General features: G+C 59.9%; 20 protein-coding genes and 1 pseudogene. 10 read left to right on the top strand and 11 right to left on the bottom strand.

What is annotated here, in order from left to right; all coding sequences use genetic code 11:
• Positions 1-85: 85 nt before the first annotated feature.
• A complete protein-coding gene (locus AWB69_RS11830; RefSeq protein WP_062085087.1) occupies positions 86-943 on the bottom strand; it encodes an oxidoreductase in 858 nt (285 codons plus the stop codon).
• A gap of 396 nt (positions 944-1339) precedes the next feature.
• Between AWB69_RS11830 and AWB69_RS11825 the strand changes: the two genes are divergently transcribed.
• Positions 1340-1822, top strand: coding sequence for a cupin domain-containing protein (locus AWB69_RS11825; RefSeq protein WP_062085086.1), 483 nt, complete (start codon positions 1340-1342; stop codon positions 1820-1822).
• 22 nt (positions 1823-1844) lie between these two features.
• On the opposite strand, the gene AWB69_RS11820 is transcribed toward AWB69_RS11825, so the two are convergent.
• Positions 1845-2585 (bottom strand): hypothetical protein, encoded by a 741-nt coding sequence (locus AWB69_RS11820; RefSeq protein ID WP_062085085.1) that lies wholly within the window; start codon positions 2583-2585, stop codon positions 1845-1847.
• A gap of 569 nt (positions 2586-3154) precedes the next feature.
• Between AWB69_RS11820 and AWB69_RS11815 the strand changes: the two genes are divergently transcribed.
• From AWB69_RS11815 to AWB69_RS11805, 3 genes are all read left to right on the top strand, one after another.
• The gene (locus tag AWB69_RS11815; protein WP_062085084.1) at positions 3155-3502 is read left to right on the top strand and encodes a DUF4148 domain-containing protein; all 348 of its coding nucleotides are present in this window, start codon (positions 3155-3157) and stop codon (positions 3500-3502) included.
• A gap of 350 nt (positions 3503-3852) precedes the next feature.
• The gene (locus tag AWB69_RS11810) at positions 3853-4530 is read left to right on the top strand and encodes a heavy metal response regulator transcription factor (protein ID WP_062085083.1); all 678 of its coding nucleotides are present in this window, start codon (positions 3853-3855) and stop codon (positions 4528-4530) included.
• A complete protein-coding gene (locus AWB69_RS11805) occupies positions 4530-5945 on the top strand; it encodes a heavy metal sensor histidine kinase (RefSeq protein WP_062085082.1) in 1416 nt (471 codons plus the stop codon). Before AWB69_RS11810 ends, AWB69_RS11805 begins: the two co-directional genes overlap by 1 nt.
• A 78-nt stretch (positions 5946-6023) precedes the next feature.
• Here the strand turns inward: AWB69_RS11805 and AWB69_RS11800 are convergent, their stop codons facing one another.
• Positions 6024-6938 carry a LysR family transcriptional regulator gene (locus AWB69_RS11800; protein WP_062085081.1) on the bottom strand — a complete coding sequence of 305 codons (915 nt, stop codon included), beginning with the start codon at positions 6936-6938 and terminating at the stop codon, positions 6024-6026.
• 104 nt (positions 6939-7042) lie between these two features.
• Here AWB69_RS11800 and metE point away from each other — a divergent pair, with 104 nt between their 5' ends.
• On the top strand, positions 7043-9322 hold the full coding sequence (metE, locus tag AWB69_RS11795) for a 5-methyltetrahydropteroyltriglutamate--homocysteine S-methyltransferase (protein ID WP_062085080.1): 2280 nt from the start codon (positions 7043-7045) through the stop codon (positions 9320-9322).
• Between the two features lie 48 nt (positions 9323-9370).
• On the opposite strand, the gene AWB69_RS11790 is transcribed toward metE, so the two are convergent.
• On the bottom strand, positions 9371-10321 hold the full coding sequence (locus AWB69_RS11790; protein ID WP_231937070.1) for a helix-turn-helix domain-containing protein: 951 nt from the start codon (positions 10319-10321) through the stop codon (positions 9371-9373).
• Between the two features lie 161 nt (positions 10322-10482).
• On the opposite strand from AWB69_RS11790, the gene AWB69_RS11785 reads away from it, so the two are divergent.
• The gene (locus tag AWB69_RS11785; RefSeq protein WP_156528817.1) at positions 10483-11511 is read left to right on the top strand and encodes a LysR family transcriptional regulator; all 1029 of its coding nucleotides are present in this window, start codon (positions 10483-10485) and stop codon (positions 11509-11511) included.
• 2 nt (positions 11512-11513) lie between these two features.
• Here AWB69_RS11785 and AWB69_RS11780 read toward each other — a convergent pair whose 3' ends face one another.
• The 5 genes and pseudogenes from AWB69_RS11780 to AWB69_RS47610 all read right to left on the bottom strand — a co-directional run.
• A complete protein-coding gene (locus AWB69_RS11780) occupies positions 11514-12992 on the bottom strand; it encodes a M81 family metallopeptidase (protein ID WP_062085077.1) in 1479 nt (492 codons plus the stop codon).
• A 28-nt stretch (positions 12993-13020) separates the two neighbouring features.
• Positions 13021-14184: an iron-containing alcohol dehydrogenase gene (locus AWB69_RS11775; RefSeq protein ID WP_062085076.1), complete on the bottom strand. Its 1164-nt coding sequence runs from the start codon at positions 14182-14184 to the stop codon at positions 13021-13023.
• A 23-nt stretch (positions 14185-14207) separates the two neighbouring features.
• Positions 14208-15599, bottom strand: a complete 1392-nt coding sequence (locus AWB69_RS11770; protein ID WP_062085105.1) for an aldehyde dehydrogenase family protein — start codon at positions 15597-15599, stop codon at positions 14208-14210.
• Positions 15600-15622: 23 nt separating this feature from the next.
• Entirely contained in the window at positions 15623-17020 is a 1398-nt protein-coding gene (locus tag AWB69_RS11765) for a glutamine synthetase family protein (RefSeq protein WP_062085075.1), read from the bottom strand.
• A 172-nt stretch (positions 17021-17192) separates the two neighbouring features.
• Positions 17193-17324: pseudogene (locus tag AWB69_RS47610) on the bottom strand (ethanolamine permease); the annotation flags it as partial.
• A 415-nt stretch (positions 17325-17739) separates the two neighbouring features.
• Between AWB69_RS47610 and AWB69_RS11760 the strand changes: the two are divergent.
• From AWB69_RS11760 to AWB69_RS11750, 3 genes are all read left to right on the top strand, one after another.
• Entirely contained in the window at positions 17740-18144 is a 405-nt protein-coding gene (locus AWB69_RS11760) for an FKBP-type peptidyl-prolyl cis-trans isomerase (RefSeq protein WP_062085074.1), read from the top strand.
• A 710-nt stretch (positions 18145-18854) separates the two neighbouring features.
• A complete protein-coding gene (locus AWB69_RS11755; RefSeq protein WP_062085073.1) occupies positions 18855-19649 on the top strand; it encodes a substrate-binding periplasmic protein in 795 nt (264 codons plus the stop codon).
• Positions 19646-22765, top strand: a complete 3120-nt coding sequence (locus tag AWB69_RS11750) for a bifunctional diguanylate cyclase/phosphodiesterase (protein ID WP_062085072.1) — start codon at positions 19646-19648, stop codon at positions 22763-22765. Before AWB69_RS11755 ends, AWB69_RS11750 begins: the two co-directional genes overlap by 4 nt.
• A 33-nt stretch (positions 22766-22798) precedes the next feature.
• Here the strand turns inward: AWB69_RS11750 and AWB69_RS11745 are convergent, their stop codons facing one another.
• The gene (locus AWB69_RS11745) at positions 22799-23650 is read right to left on the bottom strand and encodes a LysR substrate-binding domain-containing protein (RefSeq protein ID WP_062085071.1); all 852 of its coding nucleotides are present in this window, start codon (positions 23648-23650) and stop codon (positions 22799-22801) included.
• Positions 23651-23756: 106 nt separating this feature from the next.
• On the opposite strand from AWB69_RS11745, the gene AWB69_RS11740 reads away from it, so the two are divergent.
• On the top strand, positions 23757-24974 hold the full coding sequence (locus AWB69_RS11740) for an aminotransferase class I/II-fold pyridoxal phosphate-dependent enzyme (RefSeq protein ID WP_062085070.1): 1218 nt from the start codon (positions 23757-23759) through the stop codon (positions 24972-24974).
• Positions 24975-25016: 42 nt separating this feature from the next.
• Here AWB69_RS11740 and AWB69_RS11735 read toward each other — a convergent pair whose 3' ends face one another.
• Complete coding sequence (locus AWB69_RS11735; protein ID WP_062085069.1) at positions 25017-26303, bottom strand: MFS transporter; 1287 nt, start codon at positions 26301-26303, stop codon at positions 25017-25019.
• Between the last annotated feature and the right edge of the window lie 44 nt (positions 26304-26347).

The following is a 26347-nucleotide window of genomic DNA, read 5'->3' as shown; positions in this document are numbered from 1 at the left end:
TGGACCGGCGTCGGGCGCTCGATCCCGCGGTCTGATCGAACTGGAATCGAGCCGGCAATCGTGTGGATCTATCGCATGGATCTGTTTAGCCAGGGAAATCGGCGCTTATGGTCGTGGCTTCCCATGCGGCGATCTCGGCGCGTAGAGCGTCCAACTTGATTTTGACACGCTCCAGGCCGTTGCTGCCCAAGATCAGATGGCCCGGAGGGGTTGGCGACTGCACCGCGGCGATGATAGCCAGGGCCGCGCGCGCCGGGTCGCCTGGCTGCTTGCCACTACCGGCCGAGATCGTTGCGCGGCGCTTGCCGGCGCCCGCCTCGTAGGCTTCGATCGGCTTTTTAGCCTGCTTCAGCGAACGTCCTGCCCAATCGGTACGGAACGGCCCGGGTTCAACCGCCGTAACCTTGATCCCGAAATCGGCCGTCTCGGCAGCCAACGCTTCGCTCAGGCCTTCCACCGCGAATTTGCTGGCGGCATAGTAGCCGCTTCCCGGATTGCCGATCAGGCCGCCTACGGACGTGATGTTGACGATGTGCCCGGCGCGCTGTTCTCGCATCGCGGGTAACACGGCCTTGATGGTATTAGCGACGCCAAAGAAGTTGACCTCGAACATTTCGCGCACGTCCTGATCGTCGCCTTCCTCGATGGCGCTCAGGTAGCCATAGCCGGCATTGTTGACCAACACGTCAATACGAGCGAATTGCTGCAGGGCTTTTTCAACCGAGTGTTTGATCTGGCCGGGCTGGGTTACATCGAGTTCGAGTACCAGTGCACGGTCACCGTAGCGCTCGTCAAATTCTGCCAGGGAGCTGGGTTGACGAGCTGTCACGACAGCACGCCAGCCTTTATCAAGGACGGCGAGTGCGAGCTCTCGGCCGAATCCGGTCGAGCAGCCGGTAATAAACCAAACGGGTGCGGACGAGGGAGTGTGAGCGGATGGCATGACGTTCCTTTTGACGAGGGCCGCGCGGCAGTTGCACCACACGGTAGGGATAGCGGGATAAAAAGTATCGCATGTTGCGGCACACCGCGTGGCTGGCGGCTCACCTGCTCGCCATCGCTTCGATAAGCCGCCTCTTTACGCAACTTACGCTCGGCCATAACGGAACCGAGTTGCGCCGACCGTGTCAGGCAGACACCGGCCATGAAGCGTCATTCACCCGCACCGGTGCTCGGACATTGAGATGTCGGTTCTACCCGGGAATTTGCCGTTCAATTCGCGGTTATGAACGTTGCTTTTTCGGCCGGGGCGGCCATGCGCGGAGATCAATCGCGAGTCACGGCTGACGTCCGCTCCCGACTCGCTATTATCGATACTTGCCCTAAAGGAGAACAGCCGATGAGCCGGCCGGATTTCATTAAACACTGGACTGAACTCGAACAACCGGATGCGCATTCGTATCGCGGCGATACCGAGCCAATGGCGCTGGACACGCCGCTTTCCGAAGCACTCGGCATCACACGTATAGGCATTCATCACGTGAGGCTTCTGCCCGGACGGCGGACGTCATATCCGCACGCCGAAAGAACCGAGCAGGAGTTTGTGTACGTGCTCGAGGGCAAGCCCGACGTCTGGATCGACGGCGTGCTGCATCCCATTGCTGAAGGCGATTCCGTCGCGTTTCCGGCTGGCACCGGAATCTGCCACACCTTCATTAACAATACGAAGGATGAAGTGAGGCTGATGGTGATCGGCGAACGTCCGCGCGACGACAACCGTATCCGTTACCCGCTCAACGAAGCGCACGAACTTACCCGTGTGGACCGCTGGGTTGACTGGCCAGCCAGACCGCTAGGGGACCATAACGCGATGCCGGACTGAGCACGTGGATGACCGCAATGTGCTAGCCGGGCTGGTCGAGCCGCGTCATCCTGCGCAGCTGGCGCGGTAATACGATGTACATGCCCCAAGCCACGAGGCATAGCCCGCGAAGCATCTCGGCGACATGATGGGGAAACCAAATGGCCAGTTCGGCGATCAGCAGACCGCCCGGGATGGACCACGCATAGGTGGTCACGCCTAGCAACGTTGCTCGCCAGAGACCGAAGCGTTCAGTCTCGGAAATGGCGTGCGCAACGAGTCCGCTTCGTACCATGTATCCCGCAAGCGGCAGGCTCAGCAGAAGGTAGATCAGGATGGCCAGAACGACTGGTATCTCCATGAGCGCAAACGGCCATGCGGGCGATGTCCTCGTTGCGCCAGACGTGATCAGATGCGTTGTGAATCCCATGAGCGGCAGGGTTGCCTTTGCAACCAGGGAGTGGAACGCGATTACGCCGGTGAAGAAAAACAGCGTACTCGCGAACCATTGGCGCCAGGCGCAGGACCACCATACGTACAGGCGCTTGCCGAAGCCCATGACCGGGTTGAGCCTGAACAGAGACCCCCGGTCCGTGAGCGCCGCAAGGCCCGTGACGACGACAAGCAGTACGACCGCCACAACGAGCCCGTTGGTACTCCACACGAAGGTTCGCGCATAATCTCCGGCAGCAAAAGCGGACGGTCCGGACCCGGTGAAGTGCTGCAGATGTTGAGCGATATATTGCGAGGGATCGACCGCCCGCGTACCGTCGTTTGCTACCATTTTGTCCCCCTTGGCTCGCGGCGTGGGAATCAAAGTGTGTACACCGACCGGCGTGGGGAATGCGCCCGAAGCGCGATCGCGCGCACAGGCGCGCCAGCAACGCGCCCAGTACCGGAGAAACCTGCCTTGGGGGATTTATAGTACAAAAAGGCCCGGAAAGCGCACCTGTCTCACGATGCGCCCCCCCTCCTCTTGCGTCCCCTTCGCGATGTATCGAGCGGGGAATCGCCCCGCATCCGCTTTCCCCAAGCCTTTCCACACCAAGATAACAATTTGGTAATGCCGATGTCAGTGTTACGCAAAGCTTGCAGGCCAATACTGTTTGCAAGCCACCGGAATTGCACCTGTGGCCAGCCAGGAAGGTCGATCCCGGAATAGCAGCAATACCGATGTGTTTGCACTGCATGGACACAGAAATTTGGATTCAATCAAGTAAGGATGCCGAAACAAGGACGAGTCGATCGGCCGCACTTTCCAGGCTTGTCATCGCATTCCGGCAGCTACAGCTTCATCTGTTTCAGGGCAAGGTTGCCCGTTGATCAATCATACTCATTGAAGGAATAGCCATCATGAAAAAAGCTCTTGTTTGTCTCGCTCTCGCCGCTGCTTCGTTGACCGCTCCGGTCCTCAGCCTCGCACAATCGAATGCTCCCGTGACGCGCGCTGAAGTCCGTGCAGATCTCGTGCGTCTTGAACAGGCGGGCTACAACCCGGCGCGTAACGACATCAACTACCCGGACGATATCCAGGCTGCCGAAGCGAAGGTTGCGGCTCAGAACGGCCAGCAACAGGCGACGCAAGCCTACGGCGGCGTGGCGGAGAACGGCACTTCGTCGTCAGGCGTCTCGATGCACACGGCCATGGGCCCGACCTGCGCCGGTCCGGCCAGCTTCTGCAACACCTATTCCCATCACTAAGTGGTGTGGCTCAGGGCCTGTGCCGTCGCCGTCATCTCCATTGACGCGCACAGGACTGATTTCGTCCCGTACCGTGTGGCGCAGCTCAATGGAGCAGACCGGCGACAACATGGTCACCTATCAATTTTGTAATCAAATAATGGGGATCCAGTCATGTTGGTTGTTGCAACATGGGGTCTGGTTTCACTCGGATCGGATTCACCGCCCGCTCCATTGTTTGACAGCGACCAATGAAACACGCTTTCATGCGCGTTCACTGAAACATCGCGGAGTTTTAACGGTGGATCGAAATAAAATGGGGTGGCGTACTATTCTTTCGGGTAAATAAAACGTTGCAGCGAGGCGTCAACATGAGGGTTCTGGTCATTGAGGATGAGCAAAAGGCGCTCGCCTACATCAAGAAAGGTTTGGAAGAGGCCGGCTTTCTTGTCGATGTGGCGGCCGACGGCGCGGAAGGCCTGATCCTGGCAAGAGAGGATACGTATGACGTCATCGTGCTGGACGTGATGCTGCCGACCATGGACGGCTGGAGTGTCCTGAAGAATCTTCGAACCCTGAAAGCGACCCCCGTCCTGTTCCTTACCGCTCGTGACGACGTAAGCGACCGCGTGCATGGACTCGAACTGGGCGCGGATGACTATCTGGTCAAGCCGTTTGCGTTTGTCGAACTGCTCGCGCGGGTCCGCACACTGGCGCGCAGAGGACCGCCACGGGAGCACGATTCGCTGACGGTTGCGGATCTGGAAATCGACGTAACGCGCCGCAAGGTCCGCCGTGCAGGCAAGCGGATAGAGTTGACTCCTCGCGAGTTCGCGCTGCTGCAACTGCTTGCGCGCAAGCAGGGCGAGGTGATGAGCCGCACCCAGATTGCATCCTATGTCTGGGACATGAATTTCGACAGCGACACCAATGTGGTCGAGGTCGCCATTCGCCGGCTGCGAGCAAAAATAGACGATGACTTCGAAGTCAAACTCATCAAGACAGTACGTGGCGTGGGCTACGTCATAGATACCAAAGAGGACGACTGATGCGTTCGCGTTCGCGGTCGTTGACGGCGACATTGGCACTGGCCTTTGCCGGAACCACGCTGGCGGTATTCGCCCTGGTCGGAAGCTACGTTTATACGGTGCTGGCGCACGAGGTCAGTACGCAGGACGATCAGGACATTGTGCTGGCGGCGCGGCACATGCGCCGCCTGACGGAGGAGCTGGCCAACGCGCGTGACCTGACGGAGCATCGGGAGCGGTTGGAAACCCAGGTGCTGGGCAACGGGGCTTTATCGGCGGAAATGATCGATTCGTCCGGCCAGGTTCTCATGCAACATAACTTGTCCAAGGCGGCTCTCGGCATTGCGTGGCCGGCGGTCCAGCTGGATCCCACGGAGCAGATTACAGCGGCGTCGATCACGGCCTTGACCGCAAGCGACGGCACGCCATTCCGGCAAGTTGCCACCGGGGCGCGACTCACTGATGGTTCGACCGTGAAGATAGTCGTGATGCGCGACGTGGCCGACCGATGGCTGCTGTTAAAGAGGTATCGCGATCGACTTTTCCTCGCAAGCGGCGCAGGCGCATTGCTGGCGTTTTTGATGAGTTACCTGCTTGTTCGCCAGTCCCTCAGGCCCCTGCGTGAGATCTCGCGCAGCGCCACCGACTTTACGACTGAAAATCTCAGCGCCCGCATCACGGTGCGCAAGGTGCCGCGAGAACTCGAAACGCTGATTGCCTCGCTCAACGGCATGTTTTCCGGCTTTGAGCATGGCTTCAACCGGCTCTCGCGATTTACGGCAGACCTGGCCCATGACATGCGCACGCCCTTGGCCAACTTGCGCGGCTCAACCGAGGTTGCGCTTGCGCGACCCCGTTCCAGTGAGGAATACCAGGCGCTGCTGGCATCGAATCTTGAAGAGTGCGACCGCCTTTCGAGAATGATCGAAAATGTCCTCTTTCTCGCCCGCGCCGAGCATCCGAATTTTTCCCGGCACTTGCTCGAGTTTGATGTCGACGAAGAGCTCTTGAAGATAGCGGATTATTTCGAGGGGATAGCAGAGGACGCCGGTATTCGAATCCGCGTGACGGGGCACGCGAGATTGAAGGCGGATATTGAACTTTTCCGGCGTGCGGTCAGCAATCTGCTGGCGAACGCGGTGCGCTTCACGCCGCGTAACGCCGAGATCATATTGTCCGTTGCCGAACGCGACGGCGCGGTGTGCGTTGAAGTGGCGAATGAAGGCGTTCCACTGGACGCAAACCTGCTCGAGCGCGTTTTCGACCGGTTTTATCGTGCTGATCCGTCGAGGACCAACGGTGCGTCAACGAGCGGATCGACCGGGCTGGGACTGGCGATAGTGCGGACGATCATGGAGCTGCATGGCGGCAGGGCACACGCAGAAAGCGACCCGCAAGGAACACGATTCATCCTGACTTTCCCGCTGGCTCACTGAGTTCCTGACCTTGCCCCGCGTAGCGGTGTTGTGCCGCCAAGTCATATCACGCATGAGCCTCCGAGACACCCCAACTCACTACGCTTGCTCTGTTTCCATCGTCGTATTCCAGTCCGACCCGCGTGCGAGTTCAACAAAGGCGCTCAGATAATCGATAGATGTATCCGTTTCGCGCACGCCCAGGAAAATCTGCTTGGCAATGCCTTGTTTGCCCAGCCGAACTGCACTCACCGCGACCTTATCCGCGTACTCTTCAACGAGCCAGCGCGGCAGCGCGGCAACGCCCCGTCCGCTTGCGACCATCTGCAACATGATGTCGGTGGTTTCTATGACCTTGTGCCGCTTCGGCATGACGTTCGCCGGCATGAGGAACTGGTTGTAGATGTCCAGCCGGTCAATCTCGACCGGATACGTGATCAGGACCTCATCGGCCAGTTCAACGGGCAGGATAAAGGGTTTGTGCGCCAGCCGATGCTGCCGGCCCACCACCAGCACCTGCTCGTAGTCGAACACCGGCTCGAAGCGCAGGCCGGGTTTTCTCAACGGATCCGGCGTAACCAATATATCGATGTCATAGCCGAACAACGCGCCAATGCCGCCAAACTGGAATTTTTGTTTGACGTCGACATCCACGTCGGGCCAGCGGGCGAGGTAGGGCGACACCACCTTGAGCAGCCATTGATAACAAGGGTGGCATTCCATGCCAATACGCAGCGTGCCACGCTGCCCCAGCGCGAATTGCCTCATGCGTTCTTCCGCATGTTCCATTTGCGGCAGCACGCGGTTGGCGAGCGCCAGCAAATACTGCCCCGCCTGGGTCAGGCGAAGGCTGCGCCCGTCGCGGCTCCACACGGCGGTCCCGAGCTGCAGTTCCATCTTCTTGACGGTATGGCTAAGCGCCGACTGCGTCAGGCACAGCACGTTCGCTGCCGCAGTCAGTGAACCGTGACGGTCGACTTCCCGAATTATGGCCAGATGGGTTCGTTCGAGCATGTGGCGTCCATGAAAGAAACTAATCGATCAATGAGAAAAGACCATTATATTTCATAAACCACGCAACCTATTATCGAGCCGTTCACTTCAGGAGCGGCACATCGATGGTCACGACGCACAATTTGGGTTTCCCCCGTATCGGCGCAAAACGCGAACTGAAATTCGCACAGGAAAGTTATTGGAAAGGCCAGTCGTCGCGCGACGAACTGACCGGCTTGGGCGCACAACTGCGCGAGCGGCATTGGGAAAACCAGGCCGGGCTCGACCATGTGCCTGTCGGCGATTTCTCGTTCTACGACCAGGTGCTCGACACGAGCTTCATGCTGGGTAACATCCCGGAACGCGTCCGCGGTTTCGATGGCGACGCGCTGGACAATTACTTTCGCGTCGCGCGTGGCCGCTCCGCGCATGATTCGGCTTGCAGCTGCGGCGTGCAGGCTGGCGAGATGACCAAGTGGTTCGATACGAACTATCACTACATCGTGCCGGAATTCAGTGCCTCGACTGAGTTCGCACTCGATGCGTCGCGCCTGCTGGATCAACTGGCGCAGGCTCGCAAGCTCGGCGTGAAGGCCAGGCCGGTCATCATTGGCCCGGTGACGTATCTGTGGCTCGGCAAGGCCAAGGGCGACTCCGACAAGCTCGCATTGCTGCCGCGCCTGCTGCCGGTCTATGCAGCACTGCTCGAACAACTGGCGGCGCAAGGTGTCGAGTGGGTGCAGATCGACGAGCCGGCCCTGGTCACGGAGCTCGACGCCACATGGCAGCAAGCGTTCGTGACGGCATACGACGCGTTGAAGGGTTCGAAGGCCAAGCTGCTGCTGACCACCTACTTTGGACAGTTGCAGGACAACCTGGCCATCGCGTGCAAGCTGCCGGTCCAAGGGCTGCATATCGACGCGATCAACGCGCGTGCCGAAGTCGAGCAAGTGCTCGCGCAGTTGCCGGCGGACAAGGTGCTGTCGCTTGGCGTGATCAATGGCCGGAACATCTGGAAAAGCGACCTGAGCGCCGTGCTAGACTGGCTGGAACCCATTCATCAGAGATTAGGGGACCGCTTGTGGATCGCGCCGTCGTGCTCGTTGTTGCATGTGCCGGTCGATCTGGCGAGCGAGTACAAGCTCGATCACGGAATCCAGTCCTGGCTCGCTTTCGCATTGCAGAAGCTCGACGAACTGAAGGTCCTGGCCCACGCGCTAAACGGCGGACGCCAGTCGGTGCAAGCCGCGCTTGCTGACAATGGCGCCGCGATTCAGAGCCGCCGTTCGTCGCCGCGCGTGCACAACCCGGCCGTCAAGGCAGCGGTTGCGAAAATCGATGCGGCACTCGGCCGTCGCTTGAGCGCTTACCCGCAACGCGCCACGAAGCAGTCGGCCCTGTTGAAGCTGCCGGCGTACCCGACAACGACTATTGGCTCGTTCCCGCAGACCGCCGGGATTCGCCAGGCTCGCAGCCAGCTCAAGAGCGGCGAACTGGACGACGCCGGCTACAAGGCCGCCATGCATAGCGAGATCACGCGCAGCGTGCGTGAACAGGAGGCGCTCGGCCTTGACGTACTGGTGCACGGCGAAGCCGAGCGCAACGACATGGTCGAGTACTTCGGCGAGCAGCTCGACGGCTACGCGTTCAGCCAGTTTGGCTGGGTGCAGTCCTACGGTTCGCGCTGCGTGAAGCCGCCTATCCTGTTCGGCGACATCAGCCGCCCGAAGGCGATGACCGTGGAGTGGATCAAGTACGCACAATCGCAGACCGCGAAGCCCATGAAGGGCATGCTGACGGGCCCGGTCACGATCCTGAACTGGTCTTTCGTCCGCGACGACCAGCCACGTTCGGTGTCGTGCCATCAGTTGGCGCTGGCTATCCGCGAAGAGGTGCTGGACCTGGAAAAAGCCGGCGTGCGTGTGATTCAGATCGACGAGGCAGCACTGCGCGAAGGTTTGCCGTTGCGCAAGTCGCACTGGAACGAATACCTGCAGTGGGCTATTGAATCGTTCCGCATCACGGCGAATGGTGTGCAGGACGAAACGCAGATTCACACGCATATGTGCTATTCGGAGTTCAACGACATCATTGCGTCGATCGCCGACATGGATGCCGACGTGATCACGATCGAGACATCGCGTTCGGACATGGAGTTGCTGGATGCCTTCGATAACTTCAATTACCCGAACGAGATCGGACCGGGCGTGTATGACATCCACTCGCCGAATATCCCGAGCCAGGAGCACATTGTTCAGTTGATGCGCAAGGCGGCTGAGCGTATTCCGGCGGAGCGGTTGTGGGTCAATCCGGATTGCGGTTTGAAGACGCGTCAGTGGGATGAAGTGATCCCCGCGCTCAAGAACATGGTTGCCGCGGCGAAGACCTTGCGCGCCGGAGCGTGATCCAGGGCGATCCGGCATCGCGCCTGCATGCCGGGTCGGGTATGTGCGTTACTGGAACGCCAAACGCAAGGACTCCGAAGGCCGCTTGCCGAATAGCTTGCGATAGTCTGTCGCAAACTGGCTCAAATGCCAGAACCCCCAATCGGCGGCAACGCTTTGCACGGTTCTCGGCAGCTTGGCCTGTCGTGCCGAACTCAAATCGCGCCGCGCGCCATTGAGCCGGATTGCCCGCAGATACGACATGGGTGTCATGCCCAAGGTCTCTTCGAAACAGTATTGCAGGGTGCGCCGGCTCACATGAAACTGGCGGCACAACTCAGGCACTGCAACCGGGCGATCACGATGGGCGAGGATATAGTCACGCACCTGCATGACGATCCAATAGCGATCCGACTTTGACCGGTTTTCAGGCAGATCATCGGCTCGCAACGAAACGCCCAGATCGAACAACATGGCCAGGACACACGACTGTACGTTGCTGCCTGCAACGGCCGAAAGCGGTTGGGGACCTGCCTGTGCGGTAAGCAAAAGCATCGACAACCCATCACACAAGCTGGCCTTGCGCGATGCGCCGACATTCAGGATCTGCCGGCTCAGCACCTCGTCGGAGAAATCGATCCGCTCGACCTCGCGGGCATAGGTGCGCAATTCGGCATCTTCAATCACCACGCCCAGGATCCGATATCCGCTCGCCGTCACCAGCTCGAATTCGTCCCGGCCGCGCATGACTGCCAGCGCATCATCGGCAATCAAATGGCCGTCGATCAATCCCGGGCCGTCATTTTTCAATGGAATGCCAAACAAGTAGGAATCCGAACCAACCTCGCAGCTTTGGCGCAACACCTGACTGGTCGTTTCACAAAATACCGTCATATGCTCCAGGCATAACTCACTCACGCTGCCGGAAAAAACACCGGGTGTCAGCTGATCGTAAGTTTGCCGCCAGCCCGAGAGGTTTCTCGCCTGCTCGTCGGCATCGCTCGCGACTCGTGTATTCACGCAAAGGCCGTTTGGGAGGTGCGGCGGCACGGCGCCCGAAATAGACGGTCCATAAGCCGCGTTAGGAACTGAGGCAGCAGACAACACAGTCATATGCGCATTTATCCGGTTTATCGTCGCTTTTTACACCACTGCTGACAGCGGTTACACTACGCCGAGATGTGAAAAAATTAATCCGCTCCCCAGCCAATTTCCGCCGTGGCTACTCAGCTGGTCTTATGCAAAATGGCATTTATTTCGATCTGAAGGCGCTTGAAGTCTTCGTGCTCGTCGTCGAATCCGGCGGCATGACAGCGGCCGGTCAACGACTCAACATCACGCAATCCTCAGTCTCCCAAACGCTGTCGAACCTGGAACAAGCACTCAAGCTGCAATTGCTGGATCGCTCGCAGCGGCCCCCCATGCTGACTCCCGTGGGGCGCCAGTTCTACAACCGGGCCTGTACGCTGCTGGATGACGCCAGGCATTTGAGCCAGGAGTTCTGCAAACCTCACGGCGAACCGCTCAAACATATTCGCATTGCGCTGGTCGATTCCATGGCCACCAGCATTGGCGCCGACTTGCTGACAGCAATACGGCAGCGCACCGCCAACTGGTCAATGGTGACCGGTCAATCACATCAGCATGCCGAAGCATTGCTGTCCAGGCGGGTAGACATCATCATCTCCGATGACGTCGTGTTAAAGAACCCCTTGCTATACCGCCAGCGCATCTTGCGTGAACCCTTTGTGCTGGTTCTGCCCGGGGACTTCAAAGGACCCGTTCCCTCGCTGCGCAACCTCCTGGTCAGAGGCGATTTCATTCGCTACAGCAATACAACCGTCATTGGCCGCAGTATTGAAACCCAGTTGGAGAAATGGGGGATTCAACCACCACTGCGCCTGCAACTCGACAATACGTTCGCAATCATGTCCCTGGTGATGGCCAATGCCGGCTGGACCATCACCACGCCGTTGTGCCTGCTGCAGTCGGGACTGACACCCGACAAGAAATTTTCCCAGGCGTTTCGCCTGTTCCCGATTCCCGCCGAGGAGTTCTTCCGCGAACTCATCATGGTCGCCCGTCAGGACGATCTTGGTTTGCTGCCGCAGCAGCTCGCCCAGGACAGCGTGGAGTTGCTGAAGAGTCGTTTTCTGCCGATTATTGAGGCGAATGCGCCGTGGCTGCTGCCCTCTATCGTGTTGGGCTAGATTCAAAGCAGCGTGACGCCGGGCCTCAATTTCTCGTAACGCAACTGACGCAGATCCGCGACATTAATGCCGGGCGCGGCCACCACCAGAATCTCGTCAGCCAACGCGGCAAAGTCGGCGCGGAAATGCACCGAACTCTTTAGAACCAGGATGCGGTAATCGGCGGGACTGGCGCCGACATGGCGGAACATGGCCTGATCGGCAGCTTGCTGTTTGCGGCTCGACACCACGATCTCGATGCCGGGCGGGCTGCCGCATCGCACCCGTGCCATAGCGCCAAGATCCATCTGACAGCCAAGGTAGAACGGCCCCGTGCCGGTGAAACGGCCGGTCCCCAGCGCAAGCACCTCAAAGGATCCTTGAAGCGGCCGCGCCCCCAAACCGCCAATCCCGCCCAGCGGGACATTGATAACGGCACCGATGCCCGCGTGGATCGCCGCTTCGACAAATCGGGCATCGCACAACACGCCGGCGCACACCCGCTGCGCTTCTTGCCGCAGCAGTTCGTGCAGGATATCGGTCGTATCGCCACCGCCTCCACCGCCAGGATTGTCCTGAGTATCGGCGAGGATGATCGTGCCGCTCCCCGGTCGTCGGCTCCGCTCAAGCGCATGCGCAACCGCTTCTGCCGGTGCATAGAGACGTCCGCCGAAATCTCCCTGCCTGGCGAGAACGGCCTGAGCCAAAGATTCGACCGCTGCTTCAACTGCGGTCCGGTCGGAGCCATAGGCAATCACGCTTGGCCCGCTATCGTGGATATCGGCAAGTGGAAAACCCGGCACGAAGTCGACCGCAAAAACCTGTTCCGACGCCAGCGATTCACCGAGCGCCACCAAACCATGCATCGGTTCGGTCAACGTGCTTTGCCAAGGCATGGGAATCAGAAAAGGCAACTGGCGATAGCCCTTGTGCAACGCTGCGCCGGCAAGCAAACGGTCCATCAACACACATGCACGCTGTCCCGTCTGCGCCATGTCGACATGCGGATAGCTGCGGTACGCCAGCAGGCCGCTCGCATGTTCGATCATGGACGGCGTGATATTGGCGTGGAAATCCAGCGCCGCGACTATCGGCATCGTGCTGCCGACTCGTTGCCGCAGGCGCCTGAGCAACTCTCCCTCACCGTCCTCCAGATGCTCACTGACCATTGCGCCGTGCAGATCGAGAAACAGCGCGTCCAGCGGACCCGCATCACGGATCATGCGGTCGAGCATGAAGGCAATCGCTTCGAATGCATCCTGCGTCACCGGACCGCTCGGGTTGGCCGAAGCCCACAATAGCGGAACCAGTTGATGCGACGGCCGCGCCGCTTTTACAAAACCGTCTATGGCCAGATTGACGCCCGAGACCGCGCCGAAGATCTCCTCGCCAACCAGCAAGCCCGGCCACGCGTCCGCCTCGACGAACGTAGCAAAACTTGCCCGGCTGGCGGCGAAGGTATTCGTCTCATGCAAAAAGCCGGCGATCCCGATTCTTGCCACACCATCCCCTCATCAATTCCAATGGGTGCTACAACAAGCCCTCTACCGCCGTCACGAAAATGCGGCTGTACTCGGGGGCGCTGAACTGAATCGGGTTGGTTCCGGCTGATCCGTCGGCCACGGCCATTTCGCCGACCTTCGCCGCGTCATGGGCATCGATGCCGATCTCACTCAGCGTATGCGGAATGCCCAGTGTGTCGCGCATCATCAGGACCCAGTCGAGGAAGGAGGTGAACGACGGCTGCGCCAGTTCAAGGTAGCGCGCCAACAGTTCGATCCGCTCCGAGATGGCCGATTCGTTGGCCTTGAGCACATACGGCATCAGGATGGCGTTGAGCATGCCGTGGTGGGCGTCATACAGCGCGCCCAGAGGATGAGCCAGCGCATGCATTGCGCCCAGGCCGCGCTGAAACGCGGTCGCACCCATGCTGGATGCCACCAGCATTTGCAGGCGCGCGTCGAGGTCCTGACCGTCCTTCACCGCACGCGGCAGGAACTGCTTGATGAGGCGAATACCCTCGACCGCAATGCCTGTTGCCATCGGATGATAAAACGGCGAACAATAGGCTTCGAGGTTATGCGAGAGGGCGTCCATGCCGGTCGCCGCCGTCAGCTTTGCCGGCAGGCCCACGGTCAACTCGGGGTCGAGGATCACGACCGCGGGCAACATCTTCGCGTGGAAGATGATGCGCTTCACATGGGCGTGGTCGTCGGTGATCACCGACGCGCGCCCGACTTCCGAGCCGGTCCCGGCCGTGGTCGGCACCGCCACCACGGGGGCCATGCCGGCCACATTGACACGCAGATAGTTGTCGCCGATATCTTCGAAGTCCCACAGCGGACGATCCTGCCCAACCATCAGCGCCACGGCTTTGGCCGCGTCGAGGGCCGAGCCGCCGCCGAAGGCGATCACGCCGTCATGACCACCGGCCTTGAAGATCGCCACACCGTCGTCGACATTCTTGCCGGTCGGGTTGCCCTTGATATCGTGAAACAGGCCGCACGCGAGGTCGGCGGACCGGCAGTGATCCAGCACGCTGCCTATCAGCGGCAATGCCGCCAGACCCGGGTCGGTAATCAGAAGCGGCCGGCGAAGCCCCAAGCTCTTGCACCATTGCGGCAATTCGCTGATCCGGCCTGCGCCGACCTTGACTGCGGTCGGATAATTCCAGTTTGCGGAGGGAAGTGACATACGAAATTCCTTTGAAGATCCGTTCAGAGACGGGTTTTCAGATGAAAAGATTTGGGTCGCGTCAGGTGCTCATAACCAATCGCCGACAAGGTCGCACCTCGGCCGGTATTCTTCACCCCGGTCCAGGCGAGGGCTGGGTCGAGATAGTCGCAGCGGTTCATGAAGAAGGTGCCGGTTTCAATACGGCGGCCGATCGACAGCGCGGCTTCTTCGTCGCTCGTAAATACACTCGCCGTCAAGCCGTAGGGGCTGTCGTTCATCAGTTCGATTGCCTGTTCATCTCCGGGCACCGGCATGATGCCGACCACCGGTCCAAAGCATTCATCGTTCATCAGCGTCATGCCGTGATCGACATCCACGAACACGCCCGGCGCCACATAAGGCGTGCCGGCGCGTGACAGTTCGAACCGGCTTTCATCGATCAGGTTCTTGGCGCCCTTGGCCAATGCCTCGGCGATTACCTCACGCACTCCATCGGCTGCCGCGGTACGGACCACCGGCCCCAGAGTGGTCTGCGCATCAAGCGGATTGCCCAATACATACTGATTCGTCAGCGCCACGGCACGCTCGACAAAGTCCTTGTACAGAGGCTGGGCCACATAAATTCTTTGGATACCGCAGCATGACTGGCCCGAATTGAAGAAGGCGCCGTCGACCAGCGTCTCTACGGCGTAGTCGAGATTGGCATCGCTTCGCACATAGGCCGGATCATTACCGCCCAATTCCAGCCCAACCCCGATAAAACGCCCGGCCGCGGCTTCCTCGACAATGCGGCCTCCACCCACCGAACCGGTGAAACAGACAAAACCGATCTCGTTCGCGTGTATCAATCGACGCACACGTTCATGATCCACATGCAGATACTGGAACACGCCCTCGGGCAACTCGGCCTGGACGAAGGCCTGGTGAACGAGTTCGGCGCACAACGGTGTTTGATCGGAGTGCTTGAGAATCACCGCATTGCCTGCCAGCAAAGCGGGGACGATACTGTTGACGGCCGTCAGCAAGGGGTAATTCCACGGTGCGATGGTGAGCACCACGCCAACCGGTTCACGCGAAATAAACCGCGTAAAGCCGGCTTGCGGTTCCACCTGAATGGGCTTCAATGCATCTTCTGCAATCGCCATCATATGGCGAGCCCGTGAGGCAAAGCCGTCCACTTCTCCGCCGGTGTAGCGCAGCGGGCGTCCCATCTGGCGCGTGATCGCTTCGGCGATGGCTGGCTTGTTCTGGACAAAGTATTCGACGGCACGGCCAACCAGGGCCAGCCGCTCCGACAGCGGTCGCGCGGCCCACGCCTTCTGCGCAGTTTGTGCGCGCCGTAACGTCTGCTCGATCTGCGACTCGCTCGCATAAGGGCGGCGCACGAATTCGCTGCCGTCAATCGGGCTAATGGTGATCAGTTCTTTTTTCATCATATTGGCTTGGATGTTTGGACTCAGATGATTTCGAAATAGCGGGCCAATTCCCAATCGGTCACATGCCGACGGAACTGCCGCTCTTCCCATTCGCGGGTCGCGGCGAAATGCTCGACAAACGCTTCGCCAAACAAGGTCTTCGCCGCTTCGGACTGGCGCAGCCGCTGTGCGGACTCCCACAGGGTGCAAGGCAATTTCAGGTGGGCGGGAAATTCCTGCGTATAGGCGTTGCCCTGGACGATCTCCCCCGGATCGAGGCCCTGGTCAATGCCATGCAAGCCGGCGCCCAATGCGGCCGCCAATGCAATGTAGGGATTCGCGTCGGCCGAACCAATGCGGACTTCAACGCGCTGGGATTTTTCCGATCCCGGGATCAGGCGCAAGGCCGTGGTCCGATTCTCAACGCCCCAGGTTGCATCGAGCGGCGCCCAGTAGCCCGGCACCAAGCGCGAATAGCTATTGACGGTCTGCGCGAACATCGACATGAATTCGGGCAGGTAGCGTTGCACGCCCGCCATGAAACTGGCTTGCTTGGCGCTCATGTTGTAAGGACGGCTTTCGTCGTAAAACGCCGACTTGCCGGTGCTCGCCTCGCGCAAGGACAAGTGGATATGACCGCTTTGCCCGGGGTGGTCATGCGACCATTTCGCCATGAAAGTCGCCATCAGATTATTCTTCTGAGCGAGCGCCTTGGTGAAGGTCTTGAACAATATGGCCTTGTCCGCCATGTCGGCGGCGCCGTCCACCGCAAGTGCGGCCTCCAGCACGCCCGGACCGGTTTCGGTATGCAGGCCCTCGATAGGCATGTCCATCTGCTCGCACATGTCGAGCAATTGCCGGTAGAAATCACCTTCAACCGTACTGCGCAGCACCGAATAGCCGAAATTTCCCGGCGTCCAGTTCTTCAGGTCACGGTAATTTTTTTCACGCACCGAATGCGGCGTTTCCTCGAACATGAAGAATTCATATTCGAGTGCGGCAGACGCCTCGAATCCCATATCGCTTGCACGCTTCAACACGCGTTGCAGCAAACCACGAGGGCAAATTGCTTCGGCATCCCCAACAAATTCTGCGAGGAAGAAAAGCATGTCTTCGCCGTTGCCCTGTTCCAGCGGCAGGCGCCGGCAGGTCTCAGGAACGATGCGCACCATGGCGTCCGGATACGCGGTGTGCCAGCCGGTGTATTTGGTGTTGTCGTACATCTGGTCGTCTGCGTCCCAGCCCAGTACGACATTGCAGAAGGCGAATCCTGAACGCAGTGCCCCGAGGAATTTATCCTTGCGCAGATATTTTCCGCGCAGAATGCCATCGATATCGGACAGGCCCACTTTGATATGCGTCAGTCCGCTTGCCTCCACCAGGCGAATCGCATCTTCTACTGTCTTGATTACCCGTTCGGGCTTTGTATGCGCATCCATATTCTGTGTCTCCGCTTCACCGCTTTGTGCGGTTAATCCATCTTAGGAACGGGAATGTTCCAGATCAACAACAATCGATATTCGTTATGGTGACGATCGGCTGGGGTAATACTCAGTGCCTTGTGCCTTTGTGGTCGAAAACGCCTGAGCGGCATCGCACCCGTTACAGCACTATTCGCGGAGCGGCGCGACGCAATTTGAACAGCGCCAGCACGCTGATGATGTACATCACAATCGCGCCGAATACCGACATGGTCACAATATTGGCGGTCAGCGTCTGGCCGCCAACCTGGATCAGCTCGTCAGGCCGGTTGTTCGATTCTCGTTCCATTCAACTCTCCGGAAGTTGGCAGCCGTTCCTGTACTGCGGCTAGGCGCTGTATGGGCGACGGGTCCAAACGATAATAGGAGGACGAAAAAATTGAGCGTTATCGAAAATCGGCAATATCCGAACTACGAACGACAAAGCAGCATGGAGCCGGATCTGATTGATCGAGTATCTATGGGTCAACCCTGATTGCGGTTTGAAAAGGTGCTAGATCCTGGCAGCGTGTGTTGTGCGAGAGACGCTTGGCACCATGACCTGATCGCTTGTAAGAACCGTCTTGAAGCGACGTTCCGCCATACCGTCACCTGTCCGTGCTAAGGTATTCGGCTTGGCTTCACTGATATTGCACTTTATTCACAACACCCCACTTTGGGGACGCTCTGGACGCTTTATGAAAAAAGTATCGCTGCTGCTCACTTTTGCTTTGATTGCTTCGTCATCGGCTTACGCCGCTACGGGCGCGACTGAAACGCTTCCTTCCGGCGTCACCGTGACGCAGATCAAGGAAGGCACGGGCGCGCAGCCTACCGCTGCCGACACCGTGACCGTCAACTATCGCGGCACGCTCGCGAACGGCACCGAATTCGACTCCTCGTACAAGCGCGGGCAGCCGGCATCGTTCCCGCTCGGCCAGGTGGTGCCGTGCTGGACGCAAGGTCTTCAGAAGATGAAGGTCGGCGGCAAGGCCAAGCTCGTGTGCCCGCCGGCAACCGCATACGGTGACCGCGGCGTAGGCCCCATTCCTCCAAACAGCACGCTGACATTCGAAGTCGAGTTGCTGAAGATCGGCAACTAAAGCCGGTACAACGCGCGCTCGCTCCCACGCAATCACGCGAATCGCGGGTCTTGCGCTATTGCAATAACCTTTGTTCTTGCAATAGCGCTTTGCGCACCCTTTGTGGACTCTGTCTTGCACCTGTCATCCAATAGATAGAACATATCAGTGGACGTTTAATTCCATTCCGCTAGAAGTGCCTTTACCCGAGTGGTTTTACCTATATGGTTTGATATTGCCCCAGTCAACCTGTTTAAACAGAGGATTGGTAGAGCGCGGAATTAAAATTACTATCGCGTACGGTGCACACAAAGCTGTCACTTGCGCGAAGTAGCGACCACCAGGAACAGCTTAGCCTGGGGTTGGATATTGCCTCCCCTGCCTAAGCCTGATGCCAAGGCCTTGTGCTGCCGGTCGGGTACGAAAAGTTCACTACGGTATGACTCGCAAACGATTCCCCTCGGTTGCAGTTTTAATAAGCGTCCGGTAACATTAATTCGCAGGCGTTGCCATTTTTTTACTAAACCGGTCATATGCCGGGATAGCCCGATTAAGCAATTTACTGTCGTTTTTCCGAACGATAGGCAGAAAAGGCTGACAAAAAGGCATCTTGCAAAAAGTCTCCCCGCATAACCCGTTGTTGAGGTGTCAAAATCACTAAACAAGCCCTCGTGACCGGCGTTAATAAAAAGAGGGCTGTTTCTAGTTACTTCCACCACCATGGCGACGCTGTGATCCGACACACTCTGGGCGGCTTGCTACTGGTGATGTTATGCGTCGGCCGTGCGGTTGCGGCGGGTCCTGATTGTTCACGTCTCTTTACGCTTGCGCTGCATGACCACGGCCTGCTTTATTCCGCTGATACCGACACAGGTATCGACAAGGATTTCGCCGACGAACTGATTCGCCGCAGCGGCTGCCGGATCAGCGTCAGCCTTATGTCACGTGCGCGCATCTGGCAGTTGATCGAATCCGGCGGGCTCGACTTCAGTTTGTCCGGCATTGCCAACGCCGAGCGCAACCGCTTCGCTTCCTTCGCCTGGTACTTCAGCAACAAATACTATTTGCTGGTGCGCAAGGACGCGGGCATGGGTCAGTTGGCCGATTTCGAGCGCAGCGACAAGTTTCAACTGGGCGTGATCCGCAGCTTCCGCTACAGCGACTCGGCCAACCGCCTGGTCGACACGCTCGCGGCTGAAAACCGCGTCAGCCAGGCCGGCGGCCTGGAGCCGCTGTATGAGGCGCTGATTCACCGGCGCATCCAGGGCATGATCATGGAGCCGTTCGATTACCCCGCGCTGGATGAAAAGAAGATCCGCGATGTCACGACCATCATCGAGTTCAACGATCCGGCCATCCCCCATGGCCTGATCATGTCGAAGAAGGCGCTCTCGCCGGCCGAGCAGGACAAGTGGCGCGCGCTGGTGAACGAGATGCGCGCGGATGGAACCGTGCTGCATATTTTCGAGAAGTACTTCAAACCCGATCTGGCGAAATCCATGGTCGATTTCCAGGCACCCCCGTGACCTGGGCTCGCCTGGTATTGCTGCCCCTGTTGATCTTGTCCGCCGCCCTCGGCGTCACCTGGATCGTCTGGGATCATGAGCGGCGAGCTTCCCACAACGAATTGCTCTCCCAGTTCAATTCTTCCCTGGGCGACGTGGTCAGCCGTGTCGAACAGCGCATGTCGACTTACGAGCAGATGCTGCGCGGTGTGCAAGGTCTCTTCGCCGCCACCGGCCACATGGATCGCGACAACTTCCGCGACTACGTCGGCGCGCTCAATCTCGACGCCAACTTTTCCGGCATCCAGACTATAGGGGTCATCGAGTGGGTACCGGCTGCGCGCAGGGACGCGCATATTGCCGCGATGCATCAGTTGGGTTTTACCGGCTATACCATCCAGCCGCAGGGCTTGCGTGAAAACTACGCGCCGATCATCCAGCGCGAACCGTCCGTTGCCAGCAACCGCGCCCCGCTCGGCGTGGATCCCTGGGCCGACCCTGTGCGGCGGCAGGCCATGGAGAAGGCGCGCGATTCCGGCATGGTGGCGGTCTCCGGGAAAGTCCGGCTGCGCGTGGACCATGGGCCGGACGCGAAACCCGCTTTCATCATGTACCTGCCGATCTACGACCGGGGCCAGCCGCACGACAGCGTCGCAGAACGCCGGGCGCATCTTGCCGGCTGGGTGTACGCGTCGTTTCGCATGCACGACGTCATCGCCAGTCTTTACGGCGACCCTCTGCCTGGCCTCGCGTTGGCTATCTACGACGGCGTGGATCCGTCCGTCGCGACCTTGCTTTACCGCTCCCCTGACGCAGGGAAGCAGCACTGGCCTGCGCTCATTTCAGCCAATGAGTACCTGGTCGTCGCAGGGCACGACTGGACGCTCTCGATGACCACCCTGGACGATTTCAAGGGTCGCTTCGGCCGCAACGCCGAAGCGCTGATCGCCGTCGCCGGCACGGGCCTGAGCCTGCTGCTGGCGCTGCTCGCCTGGTTGATGGTGACCGGCCGCGGCCGCGCGATGCGGCTGGCTTCCACCATGACCCGCGAGCTGCGCGAGAGCGAGGAGAAGTTCCGCGCTATTGCGGACTGCACGGTGAACTGGGAGGTCTGGTGGGGACCGGATGGCAAACCACGCTGGATCAATCCATCGGTCGAGGAATACACCGGCTACACCGTCGACGAATGCATGGCGATGAAGGACTTCGCCGGCACGCTGATCTATCCGGACGACATGGCCCGCGTCGCCCCTGAGTTCCTGAGGGGGCTCAAGGGCTCTCGCGGCGATGACCTCGAATTCCGCTGCGTCCGCAAGGACGGCTCGCTGGTCTGGCTGTCTGTTTCCTGGGTTCCAATCACCGACGCCAAGGGCGTTTTCACGGGCTTCCGGACCAGCGGGCGCGACATCACCGACCGCAAGCAGGTCGAGGCCGAATTGCGTATTGCGGCGGTCGCCTTCGACTCGCTCGAAGCCATGATGGTCACCGACGCCAACAACACCATCCTGCGCGTCAACTCCGCGTTCACCGAGTGCACCGGGTACACCGCTGAGGAAGCCGTGGGCCAGACCCCGCGGATGCTCCGCTCGCACCATCACGACCAAGCTTTTTTCGGCGAGATGTGGGAAACGATCCATCGCATGGGCGGCTGGCAGGGCGAGATCTGGGGGCGTCGCAAGAATGGCGAGGTCTATCCGAAATGGCTGACGATCTCGGCGGTGACGGGCGAGGGCGGCGTTGTCAGTCACTATGTGGGTACGCACCACGACATCACCGAACGCAAGATCGCGGAGGAACGCATCAAGGAGCTGGCTTTCTTCGATGCCCTCACGCGTTTGCCCAACCGCACCCTGCTGCTTGACCGCCTGACGCAGGCCATTACCGTCAGCGCGCGAAGCGGGGCGTGCGGTGCATTGCTATTCATCGACCTGGATCACTTCAAGACGCTCAACGACACCCTGGGTCACGACATGGGCGACCTGCTGCTGCAACAAGTGGCACAGCGTCTGGCCGCCAGCGTACGCGACGGCGATACCGTGGCGCGGGTAGGTGGCGACGAATTCGTGGTGGTGCTCGGAAGCCTTGACCAAACCTGGCAGGAAGCGGCGGCCCAGACCGAAGCCATGGGCGAAATGATCCTGAGTGTTCTCGGCGAGTCGTATCAGCTTGAGGACATCGATTACCGCAGCACGGCCAGCATTGGCGCCACGGTGTTCAGGGGCTATCAGACATCCATGGACGAACTGCTGAAGCAGGCCGACCTTGCCATGTACAAGTCGAAGGACCTTGGGCGCAACGCGCTGTCTTTCTTCGATCCGGCCATGCAGACCGTGGTGGTGGAACGGGCAGCGCTCGAGGCGGACTTGCGAAGGGCAATAGAGGGTAATCAGTTCCTCGTGCATTACCAGGCGCAGGTGCTCGACGGCAACCGGGTTATCGGGGCCGAAGCGCTCGTGCGTTGGCAGCATCCAGAGCGCGGCATCGTGTCGCCCGCCGACTTCATTCACCTCGCCGAAGAGACCGGGATGATCGTGGCGCTGGGCAACTGGGTGCTGGAAACCGCGTGTGCCCAGCTGGCGTTGTGGGCCATGCGGCCGGACATGTCCCACCTGACGATCGCGGTCAATGTCAGCGTGCAGCAGTTCCGCGAGCCTGATTTCGTGGCCAAGGTGTTGAACGTGATCCGTCGAACGGGCGCTAACCCGAACCGGCTCAAGCTGGAACTGACCGAGAGCGTGCTGGTGGACAACGTGCAGGACATCATTGAAAAAATGTACGCGCTCAAGGCGCGCGGCGTGGTCTTTTCGCTGGACGATTTCGGTATCGGCTATTCATCGCTTTCATACTTGAAGCGGCTACCTTTGGATCAGTTGAAAATCGATCAGTCATTCGTGCGCGACGTGCTGATCGATCCAAACGACGCGGCCATTGCGCGGACTATCGTGGCGCTGGCGCAGAGCCTTGGCTTGGGGGTGATTGCCGAAGGCGTGGAGACGGAAGAGCAACGCGACTTCCTGGCTGACGCAGGTTGTCATGCCTACCAGGGTTTCTATTTTTGCCGGCCGTTGCCTGTTGAAGGGTTTGAGGAGTTTGCGAGCAAGGGTCGAATGAAGCCGGAAGCGGCCAGCGCACAATAGCTCGACCGTCTGACCACATTAGCTCGCACGGGCTCAGATTCGCAGGTCCGCCAGGATCTGTTCCGCCAGGAAATCACACGGCGGCCGGTTCGATCCCGCGCTGCGCGCGAGCACGATTTCCAGGTCCGGCAACGCCGGCAAGCCGTCCGCGCTGCCAAGTTGGACGAACCGTTCCGGGATGCTGCACCGGGACAGCGGCGCGATTGCGAGCCCCGCCTCCACCATGCTGAAAAGGCCCAGCAGGCTGGGGCTTTCGTAAGACGTGCGATAGCTGATCTTCGCCCGTTCGAGCGCGTGGATCGCCTTGGACCGCGCGACGCTGCCCGGCGCGAAGACGGCAATGGGCAGCGGGCGTTCCTTCCAGACCTCGTTGCCGACAGCGTAACCGGCCCAGACCATGGGTTCCAGGCGGATAAAGTCGCCGCTCAATCCCTTCATGCGCGTCATGCAGGCGAGATCGATCTTGCCTTCCTTGATAAGCGGCGCCAGTGCGTTGCTCGGCATGCCGATGACCTGGATCTCGACCTTCGGGTAAGTCGCGGAAAATTTTCTCAGCACGGAGGGCAGGAGAGACGACGCGTAGTCGTCCGGTACCCCGATCGCCACCCGCCCCCTGACGTCCGGTCGAACAATCGAGGCCCAGGCTTCGTCGCGCAGGGCAAGCAAACGCCGCGCGTAGGCGAGCAGCACATGGCCGTCCTGGGTCAGCGTGATGTTGCGCGGCTTGCGCGAAAACAAGGGCTTCCCCAAAGACGCCTCGAGCGACTTGATCTGCATGCTCACGGCGGATTGCGAGCGATGCACGAGAGCGGCGCCGCGCAGGAAGCTGCCTGTGTCGGCGACGGCGACAAACATGGAGAGCGCATCGAGATCGAAGGTTTTCATCGGTATCAGAAAAGCTGAACGAAGTCTTCAATATAACTCGCTTTTCTGAATGCTGACGGCCTTGCATACTGGGCGTCCCTCAACGCGAATGGCCGGAAAAGAAACGATGCCGATGACTTACGATGACTTCAGGAAGCTCGGACTCACAATCGATATGACTCGCGGAAAGCCGTCTTCGGAACAACTCGACCTGTGCTCGGACGCACTGGCCAACGCGCTGAAGGCGGGCGAATTCACGTCGCGCGATGGCATTGATTGCCGTAATTATGGTCATGCCCTGGGTCTGCCCGAGGCACGTGAGCTCGGTGCCGATCTGCTTGGGGTTGCCGCGGAACAGGTCGTGGCGGCGGGCAATTCCAGCCTTGAGCTGATGCATGACGCCATTGCGTTTGCCATCCTGCACGGCATGGCTGACGGCAGGCCGTGGCGCAACGCGGGGGATGTCGCGTTCCTCTGCCCCGTGCCGGGATACGACCGCCATTTCTCGATCTGCGCGGCGCTTGGCGTGCGCATGATCCCGGTGCCGCTGACCGGCAATGGCCCCGATATGGATTTTGTCGAAGCGCAGGTCGCTGCCGATCCGGCCATCAAGGGCATGTGGTGCGTGCCGCTGTACAGCAATCCAACCGGTGAAATCTACTCGGCCGATACCATCCGCCGTCTCGCCTCCATGGAGACCGCCGCCTCCGACTTCCGCCTGTTCTGGGATGACGCTTACCGGTTCCATCACTTGACCGAGCAGAAGCACACCACGTTGAACATGATCGATGCTTGCGCGGAAGCGGGTCATCCGGACCGGGCGCTGATGTTCGCGTCGCTGTCCAAGATCACGATAGCGGGGGCCGCGTTGGCGTTCGTTGCATCGTCGCGGCGTAACGTCGACTGGTGGCAGCGCTGCTCGTTTATCAGGACCATCGGGCCGGACAAGCTCAATCAACTCCGCCACGTCCGGGTGCTGCGCGGCCGGCAGACATTGGAGGACTTGATGGAGCGGCACCGGGCGCTGTTACGGCCCAAGTTCGACGCCATGACCACGACCTTCAGCGAGATCCTTGCCGATCTGCCTGGCGTGTCGTGGACCATACCCCAAGGGGGTTATTTCATCAGTCTCTATACGCCCGACGGTCTCGCCAAACGCACGGTCGCACTGGCCGCCGAAGCGGGCATTGCAATGACGCCGGCCGGCGCTGCGTTCCCTCATGGTCTTGATCCGCGCGACCGGCATCTGCGCGTTGCGCCGACCTTTCCTGCGCTCGATGAAGTGAAGCGCGCGGCGCAAGGTATTGCGTTGTCGTTGCGCCGCGCGTTTGAGGAGCGGGCTTGAGCGTTTAAGTTCTGCGGAGAAGCGGTCTCGTCTGATATGCGGTTACTGCAAATCAGCGAGGCTGCTTCTGCAAACCGGCGTTGCGCGCCGTGTGTTCGGTACAAGGAAAGTCAGTCCGACAAGCAGCAGGGAGGCCGCCGATGCCAACCCGTACACCGGCTGAAAAGAACCGAATACCGTCTTGCATAACCCGCCCACTACGTTTCCCAACCCGCCGCCTACGCCGAACGCCGCCTCGCAGATTCCGCACACCATTGCCGCGATAGCCGGCGTGCTCGTCTTGCCGACATATGCGTGCAGAAGGCCGAAGATCGGGAAGAACGAAAAACCTATCGCGATCGCTGCAACCATCAGCGCGTAAGCGCCCGGACGCATTGTCGCGATCACGGAGGCGCACAGAAGCAGTGCGCTGGCGCTGACCAAAGCCGTACGCATGCCGTCTCTTTGCGTGCGTCCGTTTTTTTCAGGACTACCATTCATATCGGCAATCACGCCAAGCACCAGTCCGCTCACCACACCGACCAGCCCCACGAGCGCCCATGCGTGTGCGGTGACGTCGAGGCCCAGATGCAGGTCGTCGTGCGCATAAGCCGAGAAGTAGGTGATGAACGGCACGCCGGAAAAACCGCATAACAACGCAATGGCGTACACCAGCAGGAATCGCCGGCCAAGCGTTTGCCGCAGCCCCGGTCGCTCGCGGGGGTGCGTAGCCTTACGCGTTGATGCGGGAGGCGGCTGCGTTTTCGACATACGCGGAAGGCGTGCGAACACAAGCGCGATAACGGCGCTCAACACAACGGTCAGCAGAGCGGTCACGAGCCATACCGAGCGCCAGCCCCACAACGCCAGCAACGCGGGCACCATCAAGCCGTTCAGCAAGACGCCGTAGTTCGTGCCGCTGCCAATCACCCCGATGGCTTTCGCCTGATGGCGCTGGTCGATCAACGGTGCGATCAGCGCCATCATGGGCACCCAGGTCGCAGCGGCGCACGCGTTGAGTGTCACGACAGCGGCGCTCACCATCCATGTGTGATTGGCGAACGCGAGACTCGCGAGGTCGATGGCCGACAGCGCGGTTGCCGCGAGTACCACCCTGGCTGCGCCCAAACGCGCGGCGACGAAGCCGGACAACAACGCCATGGCGACATTGGCCAGTTGCCGTGCAGCCGTGATGTATCCGGCCTGTGCATAGTCGAAGCCGATGTCCTGTTTCATCTGCGGCAAGACAACGGGAAACAGGTAGACGCCGAACCCGTAGGTCGCGGCGATCACGGCGGTCAGCAGCAGCGTGACGGCCAGTTGATTTGGAGCGCGAGGTGGAACATCCATGGCAGGCTACCGGAAGAAGTCGTTGGATTGATTCTCGGCCGCCT

The organism is Caballeronia udeis, assembly GCF_001544555.2.
In the GTDB taxonomy this organism is placed as follows: Bacteria; Pseudomonadota; Gammaproteobacteria; order Burkholderiales; family Burkholderiaceae; genus Caballeronia; species Caballeronia udeis.
The sequence above is the reverse complement of the archived record's forward strand: the minus strand, read 5'-3'. Positions and strand labels throughout refer to the sequence as shown.

What these genes read in the sequence shown, in the direction of transcription:
- AWB69_RS11820 (WP_062085085.1), bottom strand. Translation starts at nt 2,585, where the DNA reads ATGGTAGCAAACGACGGTACGCGGGCGGTCGATCCCTCGCAATATATC.
- AWB69_RS11770 (WP_062085105.1), bottom strand. Translation starts at nt 15,599, where the DNA reads ATGAAAAAAGAACTGATCACCATTAGCCCGATTGACGGCAGCGAATTC.
- AWB69_RS11760 (WP_062085074.1), top strand. Translation starts at nt 17,740, where the DNA reads ATGAAAAAAGTATCGCTGCTGCTCACTTTTGCTTTGATTGCTTCGTCA.
- AWB69_RS11765 (WP_062085075.1), bottom strand. Translation starts at nt 17,020, where the DNA reads ATGGATGCGCATACAAAGCCCGAACGGGTAATCAAGACAGTAGAAGAT.
- AWB69_RS11740 (WP_062085070.1), top strand. Translation starts at nt 23,757, where the DNA reads ATGCCGATGACTTACGATGACTTCAGGAAGCTCGGACTCACAATCGAT.
- AWB69_RS11830 (WP_062085087.1), bottom strand. Translation starts at nt 943, where the DNA reads ATGCCATCCGCTCACACTCCCTCGTCCGCACCCGTTTGGTTTATTACC.
- AWB69_RS11775 (WP_062085076.1), bottom strand. Translation starts at nt 14,184, where the DNA reads ATGTCACTTCCCTCCGCAAACTGGAATTATCCGACCGCAGTCAAGGTC.
- AWB69_RS11800 (WP_062085081.1), bottom strand. Translation starts at nt 6,938, where the DNA reads ATGCTCGAACGAACCCATCTGGCCATAATTCGGGAAGTCGACCGTCAC.
- AWB69_RS11815 (WP_062085084.1), top strand. Translation starts at nt 3,155, where the DNA reads ATGAAAAAAGCTCTTGTTTGTCTCGCTCTCGCCGCTGCTTCGTTGACC.
- AWB69_RS11810 (WP_062085083.1), top strand. Translation starts at nt 3,853, where the DNA reads ATGAGGGTTCTGGTCATTGAGGATGAGCAAAAGGCGCTCGCCTACATC.
- AWB69_RS11825 (WP_062085086.1), top strand. Translation starts at nt 1,340, where the DNA reads ATGAGCCGGCCGGATTTCATTAAACACTGGACTGAACTCGAACAACCG.
- AWB69_RS11805 (WP_062085082.1), top strand. Translation starts at nt 4,530, where the DNA reads ATGCGTTCGCGTTCGCGGTCGTTGACGGCGACATTGGCACTGGCCTTT.
- metE (WP_062085080.1), top strand. Translation starts at nt 7,043, where the DNA reads ATGGTCACGACGCACAATTTGGGTTTCCCCCGTATCGGCGCAAAACGC.
- AWB69_RS11735 (WP_062085069.1), bottom strand. Translation starts at nt 26,303, where the DNA reads ATGGATGTTCCACCTCGCGCTCCAAATCAACTGGCCGTCACGCTGCTG.
- AWB69_RS11745 (WP_062085071.1), bottom strand. Translation starts at nt 23,650, where the DNA reads ATGAAAACCTTCGATCTCGATGCGCTCTCCATGTTTGTCGCCGTCGCC.